At 71.2% G+C, this 22287-nt stretch carries 19 protein-coding genes and 1 pseudogene; 8 read left to right on the forward strand and 12 right to left on the reverse strand.

The features are described 5' to 3' along the window. Positions 1 to 64 precede the first annotated feature (64 nt). The 5 genes from EJK15_RS70760 to EJK15_RS21755 are packed head-to-tail and all read right to left on the reverse strand — an operon-like array spanning position 65 to position 6315. Positions 65 to 232 carry a hypothetical protein gene (locus EJK15_RS70760; RefSeq protein ID WP_171074452.1) on the reverse strand — a complete coding sequence of 56 codons (168 nt, stop codon included), beginning with the start codon at positions 230 to 232 and terminating at the stop codon, positions 65 to 67. Next, on the reverse strand, positions 229 to 2448 hold the full coding sequence (locus EJK15_RS21740) for a DUF5682 family protein (protein WP_138712297.1): 2220 nt from the start codon (positions 2446 to 2448) through the stop codon (positions 229 to 231). The genes EJK15_RS70760 and EJK15_RS21740 overlap by 4 nt, the downstream gene beginning before the upstream one ends. Then, complete coding sequence (locus tag EJK15_RS21745; protein ID WP_138712298.1) at positions 2445 to 3509, reverse strand: ATP-binding protein; 1065 nt, start codon at positions 3507 to 3509, stop codon at positions 2445 to 2447. The genes EJK15_RS21740 and EJK15_RS21745 overlap by 4 nt, the downstream gene beginning before the upstream one ends. Further along, the gene (locus EJK15_RS21750) at positions 3506 to 4897 is read right to left on the reverse strand and encodes a DUF5691 domain-containing protein (protein WP_240777122.1); all 1392 of its coding nucleotides are present in this window, start codon (positions 4895 to 4897) and stop codon (positions 3506 to 3508) included. The genes EJK15_RS21745 and EJK15_RS21750 overlap by 4 nt, the downstream gene beginning before the upstream one ends. Then, positions 4894 to 6315 (reverse strand): SWIM zinc finger family protein, encoded by a 1422-nt coding sequence (locus EJK15_RS21755; protein WP_240777123.1) that lies wholly within the window; start codon positions 6313 to 6315, stop codon positions 4894 to 4896. The genes EJK15_RS21750 and EJK15_RS21755 overlap by 4 nt, the downstream gene beginning before the upstream one ends. A 158-nt stretch (positions 6316 to 6473) precedes the next feature. Here EJK15_RS21755 and EJK15_RS21760 point away from each other — a divergent pair, with 158 nt between their 5' ends. From EJK15_RS21760 to EJK15_RS21770, 3 genes are all read left to right on the forward strand, one after another. Next, on the forward strand, positions 6474 to 7019 hold the full coding sequence (locus EJK15_RS21760; protein WP_240777124.1) for a cupin domain-containing protein: 546 nt from the start codon (positions 6474 to 6476) through the stop codon (positions 7017 to 7019). A 142-nt stretch (positions 7020 to 7161) separates the two neighbouring features. Then, positions 7162 to 7410: a dsRBD fold-containing protein gene (locus EJK15_RS21765; protein WP_338089881.1), complete on the forward strand. Its 249-nt coding sequence runs from the start codon at positions 7162 to 7164 to the stop codon at positions 7408 to 7410. 71 nt (positions 7411 to 7481) lie between these two features. Beyond that, positions 7482 to 8387, forward strand: coding sequence for an alpha/beta fold hydrolase (locus tag EJK15_RS21770; RefSeq protein WP_138712300.1), 906 nt, complete (start codon positions 7482 to 7484; stop codon positions 8385 to 8387). Positions 8388 to 8486: 99 nt separating this feature from the next. Here EJK15_RS21770 and EJK15_RS77655 read toward each other — a convergent pair. Continuing rightward, a pseudogene (locus EJK15_RS77655) lies at positions 8487 to 8639 on the reverse strand (hypothetical protein); the annotation flags it as partial. Positions 8640 to 8779: 140 nt separating this feature from the next. Between EJK15_RS77655 and EJK15_RS21780 the strand changes: the two are divergent. Beyond that, complete coding sequence (locus tag EJK15_RS21780) at positions 8780 to 9661, forward strand: UTP--glucose-1-phosphate uridylyltransferase (RefSeq protein ID WP_138712301.1); 882 nt, start codon at positions 8780 to 8782, stop codon at positions 9659 to 9661. Positions 9662 to 9712: 51 nt separating this feature from the next. After that, positions 9713 to 11251: an aldehyde dehydrogenase family protein gene (locus EJK15_RS21785; RefSeq protein ID WP_138712302.1), complete on the forward strand. Its 1539-nt coding sequence runs from the start codon at positions 9713 to 9715 to the stop codon at positions 11249 to 11251. A 40-nt stretch (positions 11252 to 11291) separates the two neighbouring features. Here the strand turns inward: EJK15_RS21785 and glnII are convergent, their stop codons facing one another. Together glnII and EJK15_RS21795 are read right to left on the reverse strand one after the other, a co-directional pair. Beyond that, positions 11292 to 12311: a glutamine synthetase gene (glnII, locus tag EJK15_RS21790; protein ID WP_138712303.1), complete on the reverse strand. Its 1020-nt coding sequence runs from the start codon at positions 12309 to 12311 to the stop codon at positions 11292 to 11294. Positions 12312 to 12437: 126 nt separating this feature from the next. Next, positions 12438 to 12911 (reverse strand): hypothetical protein, encoded by a 474-nt coding sequence (locus EJK15_RS21795; RefSeq protein WP_138712304.1) that lies wholly within the window; start codon positions 12909 to 12911, stop codon positions 12438 to 12440. Positions 12912 to 12983: 72 nt separating this feature from the next. On the opposite strand from EJK15_RS21795, the gene EJK15_RS21800 reads away from it, so the two are divergent. Continuing rightward, entirely contained in the window at positions 12984 to 14447 is a 1464-nt protein-coding gene (locus EJK15_RS21800; protein WP_138712305.1) for an LLM class flavin-dependent oxidoreductase, read from the forward strand. 68 nt (positions 14448 to 14515) lie between these two features. On the opposite strand, the gene EJK15_RS21805 is transcribed toward EJK15_RS21800, so the two are convergent. Both EJK15_RS21805 and EJK15_RS21810 read right to left on the reverse strand, forming a co-directional pair. Next, positions 14516 to 17512, reverse strand: coding sequence for an AAA family ATPase (locus tag EJK15_RS21805; protein ID WP_138712306.1), 2997 nt, complete (start codon positions 17510 to 17512; stop codon positions 14516 to 14518). A 10-nt stretch (positions 17513 to 17522) separates the two neighbouring features. Continuing rightward, on the reverse strand, positions 17523 to 18200 hold the full coding sequence (locus tag EJK15_RS21810) for an LptM family lipoprotein (protein WP_138712307.1): 678 nt from the start codon (positions 18198 to 18200) through the stop codon (positions 17523 to 17525). Between the two features lie 297 nt (positions 18201 to 18497). On the opposite strand from EJK15_RS21810, the gene EJK15_RS21815 reads away from it, so the two are divergent. Then, positions 18498 to 18833 carry a carboxymuconolactone decarboxylase family protein gene (locus tag EJK15_RS21815; protein ID WP_138712308.1) on the forward strand — a complete coding sequence of 112 codons (336 nt, stop codon included), beginning with the start codon at positions 18498 to 18500 and terminating at the stop codon, positions 18831 to 18833. A 68-nt stretch (positions 18834 to 18901) separates the two neighbouring features. Here EJK15_RS21815 and EJK15_RS21820 read toward each other — a convergent pair whose 3' ends face one another. Then, positions 18902 to 20071 carry a PQQ-dependent sugar dehydrogenase gene (locus tag EJK15_RS21820; protein ID WP_420847081.1) on the reverse strand — a complete coding sequence of 390 codons (1170 nt, stop codon included), beginning with the start codon at positions 20069 to 20071 and terminating at the stop codon, positions 18902 to 18904. Positions 20072 to 20097: 26 nt separating this feature from the next. Between EJK15_RS21820 and EJK15_RS21825 the strand changes: the two genes are divergently transcribed. Then, positions 20098 to 20850, forward strand: a complete 753-nt coding sequence (locus EJK15_RS21825; protein ID WP_138712309.1) for an SDR family NAD(P)-dependent oxidoreductase — start codon at positions 20098 to 20100, stop codon at positions 20848 to 20850. Between the two features lie 119 nt (positions 20851 to 20969). Here the strand turns inward: EJK15_RS21825 and EJK15_RS21830 are convergent, their stop codons facing one another. Then, on the reverse strand, positions 20970 to 22181 hold the full coding sequence (locus EJK15_RS21830; RefSeq protein WP_138712310.1) for an ABC transporter ATP-binding protein: 1212 nt from the start codon (positions 22179 to 22181) through the stop codon (positions 20970 to 20972). Positions 22182 to 22287 lie beyond the last annotated feature (106 nt).

Consider the following 22287-nt stretch of genomic DNA (forward strand, 5'->3'; position numbering starts at 1 on the left):
GGTCTCATGGTTTCGGAGCTCTTCTTATTTTTTTTTTCAAGCAGAAGACGGCATACGAGTTGTCTTAGGGTCTCGTGGGCTCGGAGATGTGTATAGGAGACAGGTCGTAGACGGCGGCCAGGGCCGCGTCCATCTGCACGTCGGCGCCCTGCAGGCCGCACCCGGTGCCGTCGGCGTCGCCGCCGCCCAGCACCAGCCGCCACCTGCGCATGCGCTCATCGGCCTCGGTCACCGTTCAGTCCTCCCGATGATCGCCAGCACGGTCGCGGCGGCCGCCGCCGCGCGCCGCTCGTCCACGTCCCGCTCCCCCTCCGCGCGTCCCGCCGACCGCAGGCGCTCGCCGACGGCCCTGCGCTCCGGTGCGGCGAAGCTCCCGAACGTGCGGCGCAGCAGCGGCAGCACGTCGGTGAACTGGTCGCCGGACAGCCCGGTGAGCCAGCCGTCCACCAGGTTGAGCAGGCGCGGGTCGTGCACCAGCAGCAGCCCGCCCCCGGCCAGGAACCCCTCCACCCAGGCCGCCGCCCTGGCCGGGGTCTGGCCGCGGGACATCGCCCTGGACATGCGGTCGCCCGCGTCGGCGAGCTCGCCGGAGTCCAGCAGGATCCTGGTCAGCCGGCCCTCGATGAGGCCGTGCAGGTCCGGCCGGTCGCTGATGCCCCTGAGGGTGCCCAGCCACCGCGCCCGCGGCGCCGGACCGCCGCCTTCGGCGGGCTCTCCGCCTGTGGCGCCGGGCGGGGATTCGGTGAGCAGGGCGACGGCCGCGTGCACCGCGTCCACGTGCTTGAGCACGCCGGCCGCCGCGTCGTCGTCCAGCCCCGTCACCGCCACCGGCAGCCCGACGCAGATGCGGTCCAGCATCGACTCCACGATCGCCGCCAGGCCCTCGGCCGGGGTGCCGCGGACGTCGCCGTACCGGTGGGCGCGGACCATCGCGGGCAGCGCCGCCATCAGGTGCGTGACGTCGGTGTCCAGCGCCGCCTTGGCCGACAGCGCCGCCAGCACCTCGGGCAGCGCCTGCGGCAGCTCGGCCAGCAGACACTGCTCGACCAGCGACGTCAGATCCGCCAGCGCCGCCGCCTCGGTCCCCGCCAGATCCCTGGCGCGCTGCGCGGCGGCGGCGGCCACGGTGGTGCCCAGAGCGGCGTGCTCGATGAGCGCCAGATCGTGCTCTGGCCGCCACTGCAGCGTCCACGTCTCCCTGAACGTGCCCTTGCCGCGCGCCTGCCCCGGCGTGCCCCAGCCGACCTCGAGCAGCCGCAGCCGGTGCAGCAGGTGGCTGCGGTCGAGGTCGAGCGGCTTGCGCAGGTCGAGGTCGATCTCGCGGTCGAGCGCCTCCGGCTTGAGCTTCAGTTTCCGCTGCTGGTCGCGCAGGTCGCGCTGGAGCGGCACCATCGGCGTGCCGTCCGTGACGTGGCCGAGCCGGTCGCCGACGACCATGCGCCGCTGGACCAGCTCCACGGCCAGGTCGTCGCCCTCGCACAGCACGGCCCTGGCCGCCTCGGTGACCTCGCCGAGCCCGGCCAGGGGGCGGCCGCGCAGCGCGGCCAGGCTGTCCGCGAGGCGTACGGACTCGATGACGTGCGCCGACGACACCGCCAGGCCCTCGTCACGCAGCACGGCGGCCGCCTCGGCGAGCCACCGCTCCACGGGCCGGTCGGGGGCGCTGAACAGGTGGTGGTACCAGCCCGGCGAGGTGATCCCCGCGCCGTAGCCGCTCCGGGAGGCCAGCCGCCCGTACGTCCACGGCACCCACGTCAGCTCGGCCTTCACCTTGGGCAGGCCGCGCAGGATCGCGTTGTCGGCCGTGGCGGGGGGCAGCGGCCCGGCCAGCGCGGGCACGTGCCAGGCGCCGCAGATCACCACAATCCGTCCGTGGCCCTGCCTGAGGGCCGCGCGGAGGGTCTTGCGCATGTACGCCTCGCGCCTGGCCTCCCGCTCGTCCGGCTCGTAGCCCTCGCGCACGGCGGCCATGGCCTCGGCGATCACCTCGAAAGGCGTGTCGCCGCGGTGCTCGACCACGTCCTCCCACCAGCGTTCCGGGTCGTCGTATCCGGCGGCCGCGGCGAGCGAGCCGATGGGGTCGGCCCGCAGGTCCGGTGTTTCGTCATCGCGGTCGTCGGCAAGTGAATGGGCCGCAGGCAGGTCGCAGAAGCGCACCGGGATGCCGGCGGACGTGCCGTACAGGATGGCCTGCCACTCGGGCGAGAACGCGGCGAACGGCCAGAAGGCGGCGCGGGCGGGCGCCCCGGGCACGTGGGCGAGCAGCGCGACCGGCGGTTCGAGGTCAGGGGCCAGCGGGATGAGCGGGTCGGCCTCTGGCGGGCCCTCGATGAGGATCGCGTCGGGGCGCAGGCGCTCCAGCTCCGCCCGCACGGCCCGCGCCGACCCCGGCCCGTGATGCCGCACCCCCAGGACGTACACGCTGTCTCTGTTTGTTCGCTCGCTCATGTGACCTCGCGGCACGCGCGGTAGAAGTCCCGCCAGTCCGAACGCTCCCGGACCACGGTCTCCAGGTATTCCCGCCACACCACCCGGTCCGACACCGGCTCCTGCACCACCGCCCCCACGATCCCGGCGGCCACGTCGGCCGGGCGCAGCACGCCGTCGCCGAAGTGGGCGGCCAGCGCGATGCCGTTGGTGAGCACCGAGATCGCCTCGGCCGTCGAGAGCGTGCCGCTCGGCGACTTGACCTTGGTGCGCCCGTCCTCGGTGACGCCCGCGCGCAGCTCCCGGAACACCGTCACCACGCGCCGGATCTCCGCTAGCCCCGTCGTCGTCTCGGGCAGCTCCAGCGCCCGGCCGAGCTGGGTGACGCGGCGCGCGACGATGTCCACCTCCTCCTGGGCGGTGGCCGGCACCGGCAGCACGACCGTGTTGAAGCGGCGGCGCAGCGCGCTGGACAGCTCGTTGACGCCCCGGTCGCGGTCGTTGGCCGTGGCGATGACGTTGAAGCCCCGCTCGGCCTGCACCTCGCGGTTGAGCTCGGGGATCGGCAGCGTCTTCTCCGACAGGACGGTGATCAGGGCGTCCTGCACGTCGGACGGCATGCGGGTCAGCTCCTCGACGCGGGCGATGCGGCCCTCGGCCATCGCGCGCATCACGGGCGACGGGGTCAGCGCCTCGATCGACGGGCCCTCGGCCAGCAGCCTGGCGTAGTTCCAGCCGTACCGGATGGCCTCCTCGGCCGTGCCGGCCGTGCCCTGCACGAGCAGCGTCGAGTCGCCGCTGACGGCGGCGGCCAGGTGCTCCGACAGCCACGTCTTGGCGGTGCCGGGCACGCCGAGCAGCAGCAGCGCGCGGTCGGTCGCCAGCGTGGCGACGGCGACCTCGACGATGCGCCGCGCGCCCACGTATTTGGGGGTGACCCGGTCGCCGTCGCCCAGGATGTACGTGGTGACGGCCCATGGCGAGAGCTTCCAGCCCGGCGGCCTGCGCCGGTCGTCGTCCTTGGCCAGGAGCGCCAGCTCCTCGGCGTACTGGTCTTCCGCGTGCGGGCGCAGAACGGTCACGGGGTCTCCTTCGTCGGTCTCATGACCGAGGTGCGGGATGTCATTTCCGGTGATAGCTCCCTGTACATGTCGGCGCGGAACCGCAGCAGGGCGGCGACCTGCTGAATGGACTCGACCGGCGAGTAGCTCTCGGCCAGCGGGAACAGGGCCGGGTCGATGTGCTCGCCGGCCAGCTTGACCAGCTCGCCGAGGTTCCACGGCTGCGTGGTGGCCACCTTCACGATCTTTCGGAGCACGGCCGTGGCGAGTCCCTCGCGCCAGTGGGACGACACGCCGCCCAGCACCATGATCAGCTGGCTGTCCAGGTCGTGTTCGCGGACGAAGTCGGCGGCGAGCTCCTGCTGCTCGTCGGGCGGGAGCGACTCCAGGAGGTCGGCGATCGGGTCCCAGCCGAACATCGCGCGCGCCCACTCCGGGTCCTTCTGCAGTACGGCGGCGCGGACCCAGGCGGTCTTCACGTCGGCGTCCCAGTCGTGGATCCTCATCTGGAGCAGCCGGCCAGGCGAGTGACCCCAGACCGCGAGCGGGGCGCGGGCGATGATCTGCTGGAGCCACCAGGCGCGCTCGCCCAGGCCTCTGGGCGGTTTGGGGCGGACGCCGTCGCGTTCCATCGCCTTGTCGCACTCGTGGGGGGCTTCGATGGCGATGACGTTCCCGGCGATGGTCAGGCAGGCCCTCACGCGCTCGGCCATGCGCCGGGACAGGCGCGAGCCGGGGAGGCGGGTGAGGAGGTTGGCGGCGGCCTGGCGCACCTCTCTGCGGCGGTCGTCCAGCGCCTCCTCCAGGAACGGCTCGTCGTCCATGCTCAGCCCGTCGGCCAGCGCCTCGACGAACTCGGCCCGATCGTCGGGCGTCTCGCGCTCCCACGTGCTCTCCAGCAGCTCCCGGGCCTGGGCGGGGTCGGCCGCCCTGAGGGCGCGCAGGTGCGCCAGCCGGTCGGCCGCGCCGCCCAGCTCCCACGTCTCACCCGTCGGCTCCTCCAGCAGGTAGGCCCACGCGGGGTTCTGCGCGGCCAGCCACCTGCCGCGCTGCCCGGCCAGCACGCCCAGGTGGACCCGGATCGAGCGGTCGCGGCGGCCGCGTTCGAGCAGCTCGGGCAGCACGTACGGGGGCACCCTGCGGCCGGTCTCCGCCGCCGCGGCCAGCCATTCGGGCAGCAACCTCTCGTGCTCACCGCCCATGATCCTCACCAGGCGCTCGGCCGCGCGCCGGGCGACGGCGGAACGCTCCTCCTCGGGCGCGGGCTCCGGCCGGGCGACCTCGATCGGCCGCCGCCCGGCCCGCCGCCTCGCCACCTCGACCGCCGCGTCCTCGAGCAGCGCGCCTTGGTACGGCCTGCGCTCGGTGCCCACGAGCGCCGCCGACGCCAGCTCCTCCCAGGTGCTCAAAGGATCACCGCCGTTCCGTCTTCGTCCCAGGTGGTCAGGGGGCGCAGGCCCTGCGGCGTCCATTCGGCGGCAACCGTCAGCGGGTGCCCTCCCGAGACGGCGATCAGCCGCCAGGGATCGCGGGACCTGGGGTGCAGGGGAAGGCCGCCGATCGAGGCCCGCTCGGGCACCACCGCTTCCAGCACGAGCGGCCAGGACTCCGTCCACGGATCCTCGGCCAGCGCCCGGGCCACCTCGTCGAGCGCCTCCTCTGGCGACACACCCGGCGGCACGGCCGGATGCGGAGCAGCGGGCCGGCCGGCAGGCCCCGGCTCAGGGATCGTGCCGTGGCTGGAGACGAGGTCGGATGCGGGGATGGTGCCGTGGCGGGTGGCGACCAGGGCGCGCAGAGGGGCGGCACCCGGGTAGAAGGTCACGTCGGCGTCGATGACGGTGCCCGTGACCAGGGAGGCGTCCAAGGGCTGGCCCTGCGGGGCGAAGGAGAGGATCAGCGCCGGTCGTCCGGTGCGGCGGCCGCGGAGCCAGACGCGGCGGGCCGTCAGCCGGTCATGCTGCTCGTCGCGCCTGCCCAGCACGTCCCACAGGTCGCGGACCGCGGGCCTGGCCAGCACCTCTTCCCTGGTGACGGGGAAGCCGGCGCGGATCAGGACCGTCCGGGCCAGCGGGCCGGGCAGGTCGGCTCGCCGCCGGTAGGCGACGGCGAGCAAGTTGATCAGGGCGTATTCCTCCAGCAGCCGCCCCGGCCAGTTTTCCTCCGCACGCACCTGCGCCAGGCGGGAGACGATGCCCGCGACCCCGGGGGCCTGGGCGTCGATGAGCCGCTTGGCCAGGCCGTCCCATTCATGCTCGGCGACCCCTGCCAGGCCCTGGCGCACCTGGTCGGCCAGCCAGCGCTCCAGCTCCGCCAGCCCGGATGCGACGCGCGCATGGCGGACGGACTCCGCGCCGGCGACGGCGCCCCGCTTGCCGCCCGAACGCGCCGAAACCCCGACGCCACTTCGCCCGGCGTCGCCCTGCTCGGTGGCAGCGCCCTTGGCGGCCCCTTCGGCACGGTCGGCCTCGAGGCGGGCCGCGGCCTTGGCGGCGCGTTCGGCCCTCGTTTCCAGCCACTCCGTCACCCACTGCGGGGCCGCCTCCACCTCGGGCACCCCGTCGGCGGACCACATGAGCAGCAGCCCGAGCGCGTGCTTGCAGGGGAACTTCCGGCTCGGGCAACTGCACCGGTAAGCGGGCTCGGTCAGGTCGACGCAGGCCAGGTAGGGGTTGGCCCCGCTGCCCTTGCACGCGCCGTACAGGACCATGCCCGTCGTGCCGCGTAAGGACCATTTGCCGGGCACCGCCACCCCCTGGGCCGCCTTCTGCGAGGAGGCGTCGGGGGCGAGGGCGAGCACCTGATCACGGCTCCACCGTTCGATCACCTGCCGCAGACTAGCCACTCCGGCCGACATTTCGCGGCGAGCCCGGGAACCGATCTGCCGACGGTCACCTCCGTCCCGGACAGACGAGCAGCGGAGGCGCTGGATGCCCTCGGGGGGCGACCAACCTTGTCCTGAAATTTCCACCTAAACTCGGCCACGTGGAGCTGAAGATCTACCCCGACGGCCCGTCCGTACAAGTCGCCGACGAGGCCGCGGCCCTGGCCAGCCCGCTGGACGGGCAGCTCGTCCTCGACGGCACCCGCTTCCTGCGCAGGGACGTGGCGGGCGCCCCGGTGGCGTTCGTCGAGCGACCGCCCGTCGCCGCGGCGCTCGACCTTCTCCCGCACCCGGAGGGCGGCTGGTTCCGCGAGACCTGGCGGTCGGCGGTGACGTTCCGGCCGGACGGGTACGAGGGGCCGCGGGCCAGCGCCACCGGCATCTACTTCCTGCTGCAACCGGGCGAGGAGTCGGTGCCGCACATGGTCAGGTCGGACGAGGTGTGGCTGTGGCACCGCGGCGGCCCCCTGACCCTGACCGTCGGGGACGCCACGGTGACGCTCGGCCCGCAGGTGGAGGACGGTCACGTGCCGCAGGCGGTCGTGCCGGGTGGGGTCTGGCAGTCGGCCCGCCCGGCGGGCGCCGAGCCGGTGCTGGTGAGCTGCGTCGTGTCACCGGGCTTCGATTTCGCCGACTTCACCGCATAGTCCCGCGGTTTATCCATCAGCCGGAACATGTCGGCGAGCGACCCCGGACCGCGCAGCAGGCCCCGGCCCAGGACGAGTTCCCGCATAGTTTCACCGGGCCGTGAGCGGGCAGCCGTGTGCCATGAAAGCCAAAGAATGGACCGTGCGAATTCAGCTGACCGAGGACGGCGACGACACCTCGGCGCGAGCGGCGTTGACCACGGACGACGGCATCGAGGTGACGGGGGCCGGGCGCGCTCGCCGCAACCCGTCGGACCCGGCGGTGCCGGAGATCGGGGACGAGCTGGCGGCCGCGCGGGCGCTCGCTGACCTGGCCGAAAGCCTGGCGGTCAGCGCCCGGCGGGACATCGCGGGCTCGGCGGACTCGCCCGCCCAGAACCGCTCATGGTGAATACATTATACCATAAATAGCTAAATAACGCACTTTTTACTAACGCGCCTGAATTCGGTAAATTGACGGCCATGGCTGCGATCGAGGAGAAATTCGTTCCCTCTGGAGAATTGCAACTGTGGACCGAGCGATTCGGTGACCCCGCGGATCCCGTGGTGCTCCTCGTCATGGGCACCTCCACGGCGGGCATCGGCTGGCCGGACGAGCTGGTGGACAGGCTCGTGGCCGGCGGGCGGCAGGTCATCAGGTACGACCACCGCGACACCGGGCGGTCCACCTGCGTGGACTTCGCCAAGCACCCCTACACGCTGGCCGACCTGGCCGCCGACGCGATCGCGGTGCTCGACGGCCACGGCGTCGCCGCCGCCCACGTCGCCGGCGCGTCGCTCGGCGGCGCGATCGGCCAGTGGCTGGCGGCGCACCGCCCGGAGCGCGTGACGGCGCTGACCGCGATCATGACGAGTCCGATGGGCGCCGCCGCAGGCCCCGTGTGGGCGCGGGCGCTGGCCGGGCAGGCGCCCGATCCCGGCGACCTGCCGCCGCCCGCGCCGCGGTTCCTGGAGCATCTCGCCCGCTCGGCGGCCGGGCCGCGGACGACCCGCGAGGAGCACATCGCCGCAAACCTGGAGACCTGGCGGGTGCTGAACGGCGACGTCCTGCCGTTCGACGAGGATGCCGCACAGCGCTTCGTCGAGGCGTCGTACGACCGGAGCGGTGATCCCGCCGCGGCGCTCAACCACGACGCGGCCGGCCGGCTGATGACCGAGGACCGGCGCGTCCCGCTGTCCTCGATCAAGGCGCCGACGCTGGTCGTGCACGGCACCGAGGACCCACTGCTGCCGCTGCCGCACGGCGAGGCGCTGGCCGCGGAGATCCCGCACGCGCGGCTGCGGACGATCCCCGGCATGGGTCACACGTTCCTGTCCCCCGGCCTGCCCCGCCGGGTCGCCGACCTCATCCTCACGCAACCGGCCTGACGAAGGTGCCGCGCCGGGCACCGTCTCGACCATGTCTCCCAGCGCCTCGATCACCTTGCGGACGCGGTCCCGGCCGATGCCGTGGTCGCTCGCCAGGCGGGCCTGCGACGGGAGCGCCTGGCCCGGCCGCAGCACGCCCTGCCTGATCTGCTCGGCCAGGTTCTCGGCGAGGTACTGCTCCACGAGGTCGGCGTGCCCGGCACCGGCAACCTGGGCCAGGGGCCGCGGCCGGGCGCTGTCCATGGCGCTCATCCAGCTCCCCACTACCTGCACACGAACCCGGCGATCGCGGCCAACGCGCGGCACGTGATCCGTGACGTGCTCACCGGCATGATCACCGAGACGCCCCTGAGGTAACGTCGGCACTCTCCACCTCGATCAAGGAGAGTCACATGGTCCACAAAGCCGTGATCCCGGTGGCCGGCCTGGGCACCCGGCTGCTGCCCCTGACGAAGGCGCTGCCCAAGGAGATGCTGCCGATCGGCGACAAGCCCGTCATCGAGCACACCATCCGCGAGCTCGTGGACTCCGGCATCGACGAGATCACCATCGTGACCTCGGCCCGCAAGGAGCTCGTCCAGCGGCACTTCGCCCCGGACGCCGACCTGGAGCTGCAGCTGCGCGCCGCCGGCAAGGACGAACTGGCCGGCGCGGTGGCGGAGCTGTCGTCCCTGGCCCACATCACGTACCTGTACCAGAACGGCCCGTACGGCAACGGCACCCCCGTGCTCAACGCCGCCCGCGTCATCGGCGACGAGCCGTTCATGGTGCTGTGGGCCGACGACGTGTTCGTGGCCGAGGTGCCGCGGGCCAAGCAGCTCAAGGCCGCGTACGAGGCCACGCAGGCCCCCGTCCTGGCCCTGATGCCGATGGCGATCAAGGACGCCGCCCGCTACGGCGTGCCCGTCGTCGAGGAGGACCTCGGCGGCGGCCGCCTGCGGATCTCCGGCCTGGTGGAGAAGCCGTCCCCACGGGAGGCCCCCTCCAGGTACGCCGCGATCGGCGGGTACGTCATCACCCCCGGCGTCGTCGAGGAGCTGGAGGCCGCGACGCGCAGGTGGTACGACCACCCCCAGGGCGAGATCTACCTCACCGAGGCCCTGCACCGCCACGCCGCCGCCGGGCACCCGGTCTACGGGCAGGTCATCGACGGCACCTGGTGGGACACGGGCTCCCCGCTCGACTACCTCAGGGCTCAGTTCGCCGCGGCCCTCGCCGACCCGGCGTACGGCCCGGAGCTGCGCAAACTGGCCCTGGAGAGCGGCGCACCCTAACGTTTCCTGAGGGATGATGGTCTGTCCGGAGAACTTATGAGGAGGGCAGCGGTGAGCCGTCAAATCGTTTCCGTCGTGGGTGGCAAGGAGGCCGCCACGACAGCCACATACGAGTCGACCAACCCGGCCCGGCCGAGCGAAGTCGTGGCCGAGGTCGGCCTGGCCGACGCCGGCGCGTTCGCCGCCGCCTGCCGCGCCGCCAAGGAGGCCCAGCGCGAGTGGGCCAGGGTGCCCGCACCCGTGCGCGGCCGGGTGATCGCCTCCATCGGGCGGCTGGTCGAGGCCAACACCGACCGGCTGGCCCGGCTGGTCACCGAGGAGATCGGCAAGCCGTACGCCGAGTCCCGTGGCGAGGTGCGGGAGATCGTGGACACGTGCGACTTCTTCCTCGGCGAGGGCCGCAGGCTCTACGGGCAGACGGTGCCGTCGGAGATGCCGGACAAGAACCTGTTCACGTTCCGGAACCCGGTCGGCGTGGCGGCGGTCGTCACCGCGGGCAACTTCCCGGTCGCCGTGCCGTCGTGGTATCTGGTCCCGGCCCTGCTGTGCGGCAACGCCGTCGTCTGGAAGCCCGCCGAGTACGCCGCCGCCTCCGCGCACGCCATGTTCCAGCTGTTCACGGCGGCGGGGCTGCCCGACGGCGTGCTCAACATCGTCTTCGCCGACGGCGCCGAGACCTTCCGCGGCCTGGAGCTCGCCCTCGACGAGGGCACCGTGCACAAGGTCGGCTTCACCGGCTCCAGCGAGGTCGGCCGGAAGATCGGCGAGCTGACCGGGCGGCACCTGCAGTCGGCCTGCCTGGAACTGGGCGGCAAGAACCCGATGGTGATCATGCCGGACTCCGAGCTGGACCTGGCCGTCGAGGGCGCGCTGTTCGCCGGCTTCGGCACCGCGGGCCAGCGCTGCACCAGCCTCGGCACGGTCATCGTGCACGAGAGCGTCCACGACGCGTTCGTCGAGCGGTTCGCGCGGGCGGTGCGGGAGGCCAGGATCGGCGACCCCGCGCAGGACGTGCTGGCGGGCCCGCTGCTCGACCAGAAGTTCGCCGACCGTTATGAGGAGTACCTGACCTGGCTCCAGCCCCACCACAAGGTCGTGTCCGGAAATATCGGGAAAATCACCAAAGACAACCCGCGCGGTGACTTCGACGGCGATGGTGGCCTCTACTACCACCCCGTCGTCGTGGACGGCGTCAAGCCCGGCGACCGGCTGTTCATGGAGGAGACGTTCGGCCCGATCGTGGGCGTGACCACGTTCCGCACCCTCGACGAGGCCGTCGAGCTGGCCAACCTGCCCGGCTACGGCCTGTCGAGCTCGATCTACACCACCGACCCGAAGCACGCCTTCCGCTTCCGCGAGGGCGTCTCGGCCGGCATGGTCAGCGTCAACAACTCCACCTCGGGGGCGGAGGCGCACCTGCCGTTCGGCGGCAACGGCAAGTCCGGCAACGGCAGCCGCCAGTCGGGCATGTGGGTGCTCGACCAGTTCACCCGCTGGCAGGCGATGAACTGGGACCACTCCGGCCGGCTGCAGAAGGCGCAGATGGACGTCGCGGAGATCGTCCCAGACCTGGACTTCCGCCTCTCATGACGAAAAGGGGGCCCCGCGGGGCCCCCTTTTGTCAGAGCGGTCAGACCTGGCCGGCCTTCTCCAGCGCCGAGCAGCAGGTGTTCACCAGCAGGCGGGTGACGACGTACGGGTCGACGTTGGCGTTCGGGCGACGGTCCTCGATGTAGCCCTTCTTCTCCACCTCGACCTGCCACGGGATGCGCACGGAGGCGCCGCGGTCGGACACGCCGTAGCTGTACTTGTTCCACGGGGCGGTCTCGTGGGCGCCGGTCAGGCGGCTCTCGATGCCGACGCCGTACTGGGTGATGTGCTCCATCGGCTTGTCGCCCTCGCCGAGCGCCTCGCAGGCGGTGATGATCGCCTCGTAGCCCTCGCGCATGGCCTTGGTGGAGAAGTTGGTGTGCGCGCCGGCGCCGTTCCAGTCGCCGCGGGCGGGCTTGGCGTCGAGCGTGGCCTCCACGCCGAACTCCTCGGCCGTGCGGTAGAGCAGCCAGCGGGCCACCCACATGTGGTCGGAGACGTCGAGCGGACTCGCCGGGCCGACCTGGAACTCCCACTGGCCGGGCATGACCTCGGCGTTGATGCCGGAGATCGCCAGGCCGGCGGCGAGACAACGGTCGAGGTGGAGCTCGACGATCTCGCGGCCGAAGATGGCGTCGGCGCCGACACCGCAGTAGTACGGGCCCTGCGGAGCGGGGAAGCCGCCCTCAGGGAAGCCGAGCGGGCGGCTGCCCTTGAAGAAGGTGTACTCCTGCTCGATGCCGAACCAGGACTCCTGGTCGGCATACTGCTCGGCGATGGGGCGCAGCAGGGCGCGGGTGTTGCTGACGTGCGGGTCGCCGTTGATCTCCTCGACCTCGCACAGGACCAGCACGTTGGCCCCGCCGCGGATCGGGTCCGGGCAGGTGAACACCGGGCGGAGCACGCGGTCCGACGAGTGACCCTCTGCCTGGTTGGTGCTGGAGCCGTCGAAGCCCCAGACCGGAGGCTCGGCCCCGTCGGAAAGGATCTTGGTCTTCGAGCGCAGCAGAGCCGTGGGCTCGGTGCCGTCGATCCAGATGTACTCAGCCTTGTAGCTCACTGCGATCCTTTCAGGGTTCTTCTCAGCCACGCCGAGTCTTATGGACAGCCGTTTCCCCGTTTTTGCCCACATGTGAACGGCGTGTTAATCAGCCATCCTTTACCAAGGCGAACGCATGTCCCGCGTTTACCCTTCGCGCACCGCGCCGTCGCCCTCGACGGTCAGCATGGCATTCGGGCCGCCCGCCCCGCAGTCCGGCCCGTTCGGGTAGCGCAGCCGCGGCGTGACCTCGAGCAGGCGCTCGAACACGGACGCACCGGCGGCGTCCAGCAGCTCCAGCCGCACCCGTACGGGCCGGTCGGGCAGCCCCGGCACGTCGCCGAACCCGTGCTTGCCGCCGTCAGGCACCGGCGTCACCGCGCAGGTGTCGCCCGAGCAGGTCTCCTTGCCCGCCCGATGGGTCGGCATCAGCTCGACGCGGGCCGATTCGCAGGCGCCGTCCCAGCACACCTCCATCGAGGCGGCCGCCGCCCGGCCCGCCAGCGGACCCTTGACGTTCACCGACACCCCGACCGGGGTGCCGATGAGCGTGCACTCCTTGTCGTCCGAGCATCCGGCGAGCAGGAGGCAGAAGACGGCAAGCGAGACGACCCGATGCATAACCCGTAAGACGCGGGTCAGAGATTCAGGGTTCACGGCGCCGTGCGACCATTTCACTCAGGGGGATTGCTCATGCACGATCTGTGGTTCGGCGCGTTCCTGTCACCCGAGGCCGAGGGCCGCGACCGGCTGCTGCGCCAGGTCACGCTGGCGGACCGGCTCGGCCTCGACCTGATCGGCATCCAGGACCATCCCTATCAGGCGGGCTTCCTGGACACCTGGACGCTGCTGTCGGCCGTCGCCGGGCGCACCGAGCGGATCCGGCTGGTGCCCGACGTGGTCAACCTGCCGCTGCGGCCGCCCTCTGTGCTGGCCAGGGCCGCCGCCTCGCTCGACCTGCTCAGCGGCGGCCGCGTGGAGCTGGGGCTGGGCGCGGGCGCGTTCTGGGACGCGATCGCGGCGATGGGCGGGCGCCGGCTCTCCCCCGCCGAGTCCATCGAGGCGCTGGCCGAGGCCATCACGGTGCTGCGGGCGCTGTGGACGCCGGGCGACCCCGTGGTTTTCGAGGGCAACCACTACCGGCTCGGCGGGGCGCGGCCCGGGCCGTTCCCCGCGCATCCGATCGGCATCTGGATCGGCGCGATCAAGCGCAGGATGCTGGAACTGACCGGGCGGATGGGCGACGGCTGGCTTCCCTCGTCCTTCTACAGCCCGCCCGAGGCGGTGGCGGCGCAGGTCAAGGTGCTCGACGCGGCGGCCGCGGACTCGGGGCGCGACCCGGCGGAGATCCGCAAGATCTACAACATCGGGGGCACCTTCTCACCGCTGCCCGGCACCGGATTTCTCGACGGGCCCGCGGCGCTGTGGGGCGAGCAGCTCACGGAGCTGGTGTTCGAGGTCGGCATGACCGGATTCGTGCTGGCGCCTGGGCTGGAGGCGGAGCACGATCTGCGGACGTTCGCCCAGGAGGTCGCGCCCGCCGTACGCGAGGCCGTGGCCAGGGAGCGGGGGCGGCCCGCGCCGGAGCCGGCCGAGCGGCCGGTCACGCTCACGGACCTGGACGAGGCGGGCCGGCCCCGCGCGCCCAAGCACGACCCGGCGGAGCTCACGCCGGAGCAGCGGCGGCTCGGCCGCCACCTGGTCGAGGTGCACGACGGCTACCGGCACGAGATGCGGCAGGTCCAGGACGCGGTCGAGCAGGTGGCGGCGGGCCGGCTGGACGCGGCCGCACTGCGCTCGGCGATCAACCGGCTGGCCGCCCGGCAGAACCACTGGACGCTCGGCACGTACTGCGCGACGTTCTGCCGGCTGCTGACCGTGCACCACACGATCGAGGACGAGGGCGTGCTCCCGGCCCTCCTGGAGCGCGACTCCGCGCTCGCGCCGGTGATCAAGAAGCTGGAGCAGGAGCACGAGGTCATCGCCGAGCTGCTCGCCCGCCTCGACGAGGCGTGCGTGGAGCTGCTGCGGAGCCCGGCCAGGATCGACCGGGTCAGGCAGCGGGCGGACCGGCTGGCGGCCGTGCTGTCGTCGCACTTCGCCTACGAGGAGGAGGAGCTGGTGGAGCCGATCGCACGGCTCGGGGTGCGCATCTGATGGCCCTGCTGCGCAGGGTTCACGAGGAGCACGACCGGCGCCGCTGAGCGCACCGGCCGTGCCCGCTCTCACGTACGGCCGTCGCGCCCGTTGCCGTCGTAGCCGAGCAGCCGCATGGCCGTGTCCGGGTCCATCGCGGCGGCCAGGAGCTGGGCCCGGGCGTGGGCCTCGTCGCGCTCGCGTTCGGCCTTGGCCTGGGACGCGCGTACCCCCTTGATCGCGACCAGCGCCAGGCCGGCGCCCACGATCACCGCGACGACCACCACGAACAGCAGGAGCAGCAGCCCCGGGGAGGCCACCATGGTGGAGGCCGCCGTGTTGGCACCGCTGCCGCCGGTGCCCGTCACCGCCAGCGCGGCGATGATGGACAGCGCCACGAGCCCGAGCAGGCTGGCGACGACCAGCCAGACCCGGCCCACGGTCCGGCGCCGCGGTGGCGGCGGCGCCGTGGCCGACTCCACCACGACGGGCACCTGCACGGGCGGCGCGGGCGGGGGCTGGGGCGCGGGCGGCGCCGCGTCGGGCGCCCACGGCACGAACTCGGGCCGATCGCCGGCAGGCGTGATCACCGGCGCGGGCTGGATCGTAACGGCCGGGGGCTGGACGGCGGCTGCCGGGGGCTGGACGGTAACGGCCGGGGGCGCCATCTGGAGGGCGCCGGTGCCGCTGAAGGCGGCCGGCGACAGCTCGACGGGCTCCTCCACCACGCCCGGCAGCTCGCGCTCGATGCGGCTGTGCTCCTTGTGCGCCCTGGCCGCGTCCCGGTGGTACTCCTCCAGCTCCTGGTAGAGCTCCTCGGAGGCGTAGATCGTGCCGTCGATGAGCGGACCGGGCTCCCGCCGGATGATCGCCACCACGTCGTCGCCGTTGAGCGTCTTGTGCGTCTCCAGCGCGTGCGCCACGCAGAGCACCTCCCTGCGGTGCTCCTGCAGCAGCCGCTCGGTCTTCTCCAGCAGCCGCACCAGGTTGAACTCGATCCGCTCCCCCAGCACGTCGGGGGCCAGGTCGGGATCGCGCTTGGCCGGCTCCCGCTCGGTGATGCCGATGGTGCCGCCGCCGGGGGTCCGCTTGCGCATGGCCTTGCCGCCCATGATCTCCAGCTCCTGGAGCGCGGGCAGCGAGGTCACGCCGGAGCCCATGCCCCAGTACGACTCCATCATCGCGGTCAGGTACGTCGCCGAGAACAGGTCGCCGGACACGCCGGAGGAGTTGTCCTCGCCGAAGAACATCCGCTCCCCGGCCAGCGACGCCAGCGAGACCATGATGTCGGCCTCGTGCTCCGACTTCCACCGGGTGAACTGGTCCTCGGGCTTGATCGAGGCGACCATGCCCAGGTAGTCGGCGCCCTTCTCGATGGTGGCGATGTCGATCTCGAGGTGGAAGCGGGTCACGTACGCCACGACGGCGTGGCAGGCCTCGTGGACGGCCACGGCGTGCCGCTCGCGCTCGATGTACTCGACGTCCTCGGGCGGGCCGAGCTGCTTGAGCCGCTTGGCCCGCAGCACGTCCGACCAGGTGATGATCTCGCGCCCGTCGCGGATGGCGGTGATCAGCGACTCGTTGACCAGGTCCTTGATCGTGGCGCCGGTGGCGTACGGGGTGATCGTGGCCAGCTTGTCGATCTGCTGCGGGGTGAGCTCGTGATCGACCTTGTCGAAGTAGCCCTGGTACGTGCGCACCCGCCCGGCCTTGGACGGGTAGCCGACCTTGTAGATGCGGTCGATGCGGCCGGGCCGCAGCAGCGCCTCGTCCAGCGCGTCCGGCCGGTTCGTGGCCATCATGACGAGGATGCGGTATTTGGGCGGCGGCTTGGGCCGCATCCCGAGCAGCCGCCGCACGAGCCGGTTGAAGAACCCGCGCGGCTTCTTGAGCCCGGACAGCTCGGTGAGCAGCGCCTGCAGCGTGCCGGGGTCCCCGCTGCCGTTCATGCCGCCGCCCATGAAGAAGCGGTTGCGCCGGCCCGGCTCCTCCCCTTCCTCGCGCCTGGCGCGGAAGGCCAGCACCTGGCGGGTCTCGTCGGACAGGTAGTTGAGGCCGTGGCAGCCGGCGAAGCCCGACAGCCCGGAGAAGCCGCCCTGCCCGGGCGGGCCCTGCTGGGCGAGCCTGCCGCGCTTGCCGAGGGAGTCGGCCTCGTCGAAGAAGACGATCACGCCGCCGTACCGGAGTGCCAGCTTGCGCAGCTTCCTGAACAGCGACTTCACCTTCAGGATGCCGATGCCCATGAACATGTTCGTGAACGCGCCCGGATCCACGAACACGTACGGCTTGCCGGTCTCACCGGCCACCGCCTCGGCCATCAGGGTCTTGCCGGTGCCCGGCGGGCCCCACAGCAGCAGGCCGCTGGGGACGTACCCGCCGCGCGTCTCGATCTCGTCGGGCCGCTCCAGGAAGACGATGTTCTCCTGGACGCGCTCGACCACGTGGTCCTGCCCCCACACGTCGCGGAAGCGGGTCTTGATGTCGTCGGGGAAGTACGTCTCGACGCCGCCCCTGGACAGGAACCAGAACAGGCCCACGAACTGGATGATGACCACGAAGAACAGGAAGACGATCTGCAGCAGGAACGGCAGCGCCTGCCAGATCAGCGCCGGCGCCTGCATCAGCGCCACGAACGGGCTGACGTCCAGCACCGCGCCCAGCACCAGCGCGATCAGCGTGACGAAAAAGGCGATCTTGAGCGCCCGCGAGAGGCGGTACCTCGTCCAGTCGTCGAAGCGGCGATGCGTCCAGCGCTCGAAGCCGCCGAAGACCTTCTGGCTCCAGAAGCGGTGGTAGGCCGACCAGTGCTCGCTGACGAGGAAATGCAGCTGGCGGACGACCTCCACGCCGAGCAGCCAGAAGATCCACTGATACTCGTACGCGATCTTCTGCGCGGCCTCGGGGAACGTGGCGACGCCCTGGAAGTCGGCCATCACCTTCCACGTGAGGATGAGGTAGGCCAGCACCAGGGCGATGAGGAACTTGCTCCGATCCCAGAACTGCATCTTCTTCCTGGTCACGGAGTCGGGGTCAGAGGGCCCGCTGCCGGGGGCACGCAGCCCTTCATGGTGAACGGTCGTGGTCAATGGTGCTCCCTCATCCAGGCAGCCGGAGCAGCTTGAAGGTACTCGCGATCTTGTCGAACTCGGCGGCGCGCTTGCTGAAGCAGATCGACTGGCAGGCGATGAGCATGACGGAGACCGTGGTGCCCGACTCGTCGAGGATGGCGGTGTGGTCGAACGTCTGGACGTCGTTGCCGATCTGGTAGTTGAAGCGGACCCGGACCCCCCTGGCGCCGTCGTCCAGGGTCAGAACCTCGTCGTTGAGGAGCGCGAAGTTCTGGAAGATCGGCGGCTGCCCGGTCGCCACCGACTGCTGCAGATAGAGCTCGCGCATCTGCTCGGTGACCGGCAGGATGAAGTCGCGCAGCCGGTTGAGTGAGACCCCGTCCCGCTGCTCCTCGGTGAGCTGGTGCACGGTTGCGTAGAGGAAGGGATCCGCCGATTTCAGCAGGTGATCGACGGACGGATCCGCCGACTGGTCGAAGGCCGTCGACCAGACCCGCTGGGCTCGCAGCAGCGCCGCCTGCGAGTTGGGATGGTCACCGGTCAGGTACGTCTCGATGGCGCTCGCGTTGAGCTGCGTGAACGAGGACGGCACCTTGAAGTACGTGGTGCCCGCCCGGTCGCGAACGTAAGTGAACTCAGGCTGCCCGCACGCCGACAGCACGAAGACCGCGACCATGAGCGCGATCAAAGCCCGTGTCCTTTTCACCAGGGCTTACCTCCGCTTTACGGACCAACGGAGTTGTTGTGCCCGCTTTCAGGCGGAATGAGCCCGATGCACGGTGAGAAATCTTGACCAAATCTTGGCCGTGCATTGGCTTTACTTGTTACAGATCGAACCGTGGCGTGCGCCTGGGGCCTCACCCTTCCGGTACAACGTTCATGCAACCCCCATTGGTTGAACTCAGGAAGTAGCGAAAGATATGAGGATCCCTATGGTGGGCCGCGTTCGCGGACCGCCGCAGGGACGGCGAAGCTCGCCCCCTACCGACACCCGGAGCGCGCGATGACAGAACCCGCAATAGAGACCGTCGACTCCTTCGGCATGGCGGCGGAGCGCCAGTTCGCCGACATCTGGTCGAGGACGGTCCTGTCGGTGAGGGAGCGCCGCCTGCTCCTCCTCGGGCTGCTCGTCGGCCAGGGCCTCGACGACATGACCGACGTGCAGCTCGACGCGGCCCTGCGCGGCGGCGACCTCACCGAGACCGAGCTGCGCGAGGTGGTCGTCTTCCTCGCGCACTACGCGGGCTGGGCCCGGGGGGCGCGGCTGAACGACCGGGTAGAGAACCTGATCGAGCAGGTCAGGCGGACACCGCCGGGCAGAGGTGACACGGCGGGCTGAGCCGGTCTCAGACGGGCTCAGCCGCTCAGAGCCAGGCTCGATCCGGCTTCAGGCCGGCTGAGCCGGTTTCAGGCGGGCTCGATGCGGTAGAGCGGGCCGCGCAGGCTGAGCGCGTAGAGCTCGCCGTCATGCCCCTCGCCGAACGACGAGAGCTGCTCGACCTTGCCGACCTCGGCCGCCTTCTCCAGCTCGTCGACGGGACCGGCCTTGATCCATCCGGCGCAGTAGTCCCCGTACATGAACTGCCCCTGCAGCCAGGGGATCTTCTCGCCCCGGTAGACGTACCCGGCGATCACCGAGCAGTTGCCGCCATCGTTCAGCGGATAGACGATCACCGGGTCGACCAGCTCGCGCCCCTTCCCGCCGCGGAACGGCTCGTCGCCCTCGCGCAGGTTCCACCCGTAGTTCTCGCCACCCTCGGAGCCCGCGGGCTGGTAGTCGACCTCCTCCCACGCGTTCTGCCCGACGTCGCCGATCCACAGGTCGCCGGTGTCGCGGTCGAAGGTGAACCGCCAGGGGTTACGCAGCCCGTACGCCCAGATCTCCGGCTTCGCGCCCTCCTTCCCGACGAACGGGTTGTCGTCCGGCACCTTGTACGGCCGGCCGCCCCGCGGGTCGACGCGCAGGATCTTGCCGAGCAGCGTGCCGAGGTCCTGGCCGTTGCCCTGGGGGTCGCCCGCGCTGCCTCCGTCGCCGAGCGCGATGTAGAGGTGACCGTCGGGGCCGAAGGCGAGCTGGCCGCCGTTGTGGTTGGCGAACGGCTGGTCCTGGGTGAGCACGTCGCGCCGGCCCGTCGCCTTGGAGCCGTCGTAGGCCCACTCGGTGACGTGGGTGCGGCCCTGGGCGTCGGTCCAGTCGAGGTAGACCCACCGGCCGGACGGGTGGAACGCGACCCCCAGCAGGCCCTGCTCGTTGCCGCCGCTCACCTCTCGCGACAGGTCGATCACCGTGTCGCCCGCAGAGGTGCGCAGCCGGCCGGTCTGCTCGGCGACGTAGATCCGGTCGTCGTCCTTGCGCACGGCGAACGCCACCGGCTGCTCGAACTCGGCGATCTTCTTGAACCGCAGCTCGCCGCGCTCGGCCGGACTCGTCGCCGCCGAGGTGGCCGGCGGCGGGGCGGCGGTCGTCGTCTCGGGCCCGAGGGTCGCCGACCCGGGAGGTGGCGGAGATTCGGCCGCGCAGGCGGTGACGGTCATGAGGGAGAGGAGCACAGCCACGACGAGGCGCACGCCGTTCATCCTGCCATGCGCGTTAGGGTTCAGGCATGCCAACCGCATTGATCACCGGTGCCACCGTCGGCATCGGCGCCGCGTTCGCCCGGCGCCTGGCCGCCGAGGCGTACTCGCTCGTCCTGGTGTCGCGGGACGAGAGCCGGCTCGCCGAGGCCGCCGACCAGCTCAAGCTCAGGTACGGCGTGAGCGTCGAGGTGCTGCCCGCCGACCTCGCCACCGACGAGGGAATCGCCAAGGTCGAGTCCAGGATCAGAGACGGGATCGACCTGCTGGTGAACAACGCCGGATTCGGCCACCCGGACCCCTTCCCTGACGTGCCGGTCGCGGACGAGGTCCGCATGCTCAAGGTGCACTGCGAGGCCGTGCTCCGGCTGACGCTGGCCGCGCTGCCCGGGATGCGGGAGCGCGATCGCGGCGCGGTGATCAACGTGGCGTCCGTGGCGGCGTTCTTCACGCGCGGCACCTACAGCGCGTCCAAGGCGTGGGTGGTCAACTTCAGCGAGTCCGCCGCGGCCGAGATCGGCAACCCGCGCATCAAGATCATGGCGCTGTGCCCGGGATTCGTGCGCACCGAGTTCCACCAGCGGGCCACCATGGACACCGCCGGCATTCCCGGCTTCCTCTGGCTGAAGGCCGACGACGTGGTGCGGGAGGCGATGCGCGACCTGGCGCTGGGCAAGCGGGTGTCGGTTCCAGACCTGCGTTACAAGGCCATCGTGGCGATCGGCCGGCTGGTGCCGCGCAATCTCCAGAGCCTCGTGTCGGGCAGGCTCGGCCGCCGCTGACCGTACCCTCGCGATGACCCGCGCAAAAAAAGCGGGCCCCCACCGCGGGAGGGGGTCGCGGTGGGGGCCCGAGCGGCCGTGAGCTGGGCTCACGGCCGGGAACCAGGAGAGCGGGAGGCTCAGCGGTTGGCCTCGTGGCCGATGGCCAGACCGGACGCCGGGTCGAAGAAGTGCAGGTTGTGCGTGTCGAGGACCAGGTCGATGTTCTGACCGGGGCGGACGTGGCTGCGGGCGTTGACGCGGGCGGTCCACAGGGACTTGTCGCCCACGAGCGGCAGCGCGACCTCCTCGTCGTCGCCCGTGTCGGCGGCGGCGACGGTGTCCTTGTGCTCGACCGGCGGGGCGTCGATCAGGAACAGCACGTTGATCTCGGAGCCCAGCTCCTCGGTGACCTCCGCCTTGACCGGCAGCGTGGCCCAGCCGTTGGCGTGGGTGCCCGCGGAGGTGGCGTCCTCGAAGTCGGACGGGCGGATGCCGAGGATGATCTTCTTGCCGATGTACTGGTCGAGCCCCGGCTTGTCGGAGAAGGTCGACTCGGGGATCGACAGCTTGATGTCGGCGAAGGAGACGACGGCGCCGCCGTCGCGGACGAGCTCGGCGGTGACGAAGTTCATCGAAGGCGAGCCCATGAACCCGGCCACGAACAGGTTGACCGGCTTGTCGAACAGGTTCTGCGGGGTGTCGACCTGCTGGAGCAGGCCGTCGCGCAGGACGCAGACGCGGTCGCCGAGGGTCATGGCCTCGACCTGGTCGTGGGTGACGTACACGGTGGTGACGCCGAGGCGCTCGTGCAGCGTGTTGAGCGAGGCGCGCATGGAGACGCGGAGCTTGGCGTCCAGGTTGGACAGCGGCTCGTCCATGAGGAAGGCCTGCGGCTCACGCACGATGGCGCGGCCCATGGCGACACGCTGGCGCTGACCACCAGACAGGGCGGCCGGCTTGCGCTTGAGGTAGGTGTCCAGGCCGAGCATCTTGGCGGCGTCGTTGACGCGCTTCTGGATCTCCGCCTTGGGCATCTTGCGAAGCTTGAGGCCGAAGGCGAGGTTCTCCTCGACCGTCATGTGCGGGTAGAGCGCGTAGTTCTGGAAGACCATCGCGATGTCGCGGTCCTTGGGCGGCAGGTGGTTGACGACCTTGTCGCCGATGGAGATCTCACCCCCGCTGATGTCCTCCAGGCCCGCGATCATCCGGAGCGCGGTCGACTTACCGCAACCGGACGGTCCGACCAGCACCATGAACTCGCCATCCTTGATCTCAAGGTTGAGCCCGTCCACGGCCTTAACGCCACCGGCGTAGATCTTGTCGACGTTCGTCAGAACGATGGATGCCATGACATTCCTTCGCGCTCCAGGGCCATTGCCCGGACGTTGATTCCGTGCCCCACTCGCGTGGATACGTTTTCAAGCATCTCACCGGAAACGGACATCCGTGTCAAGG

The sequence above is a fragment of the Nonomuraea basaltis genome (assembly GCF_005893125.1).
GTDB classification, from domain to species: Bacteria; Actinomycetota; Actinomycetes; order Streptosporangiales; family Streptosporangiaceae; genus Nonomuraea; species Nonomuraea basaltis.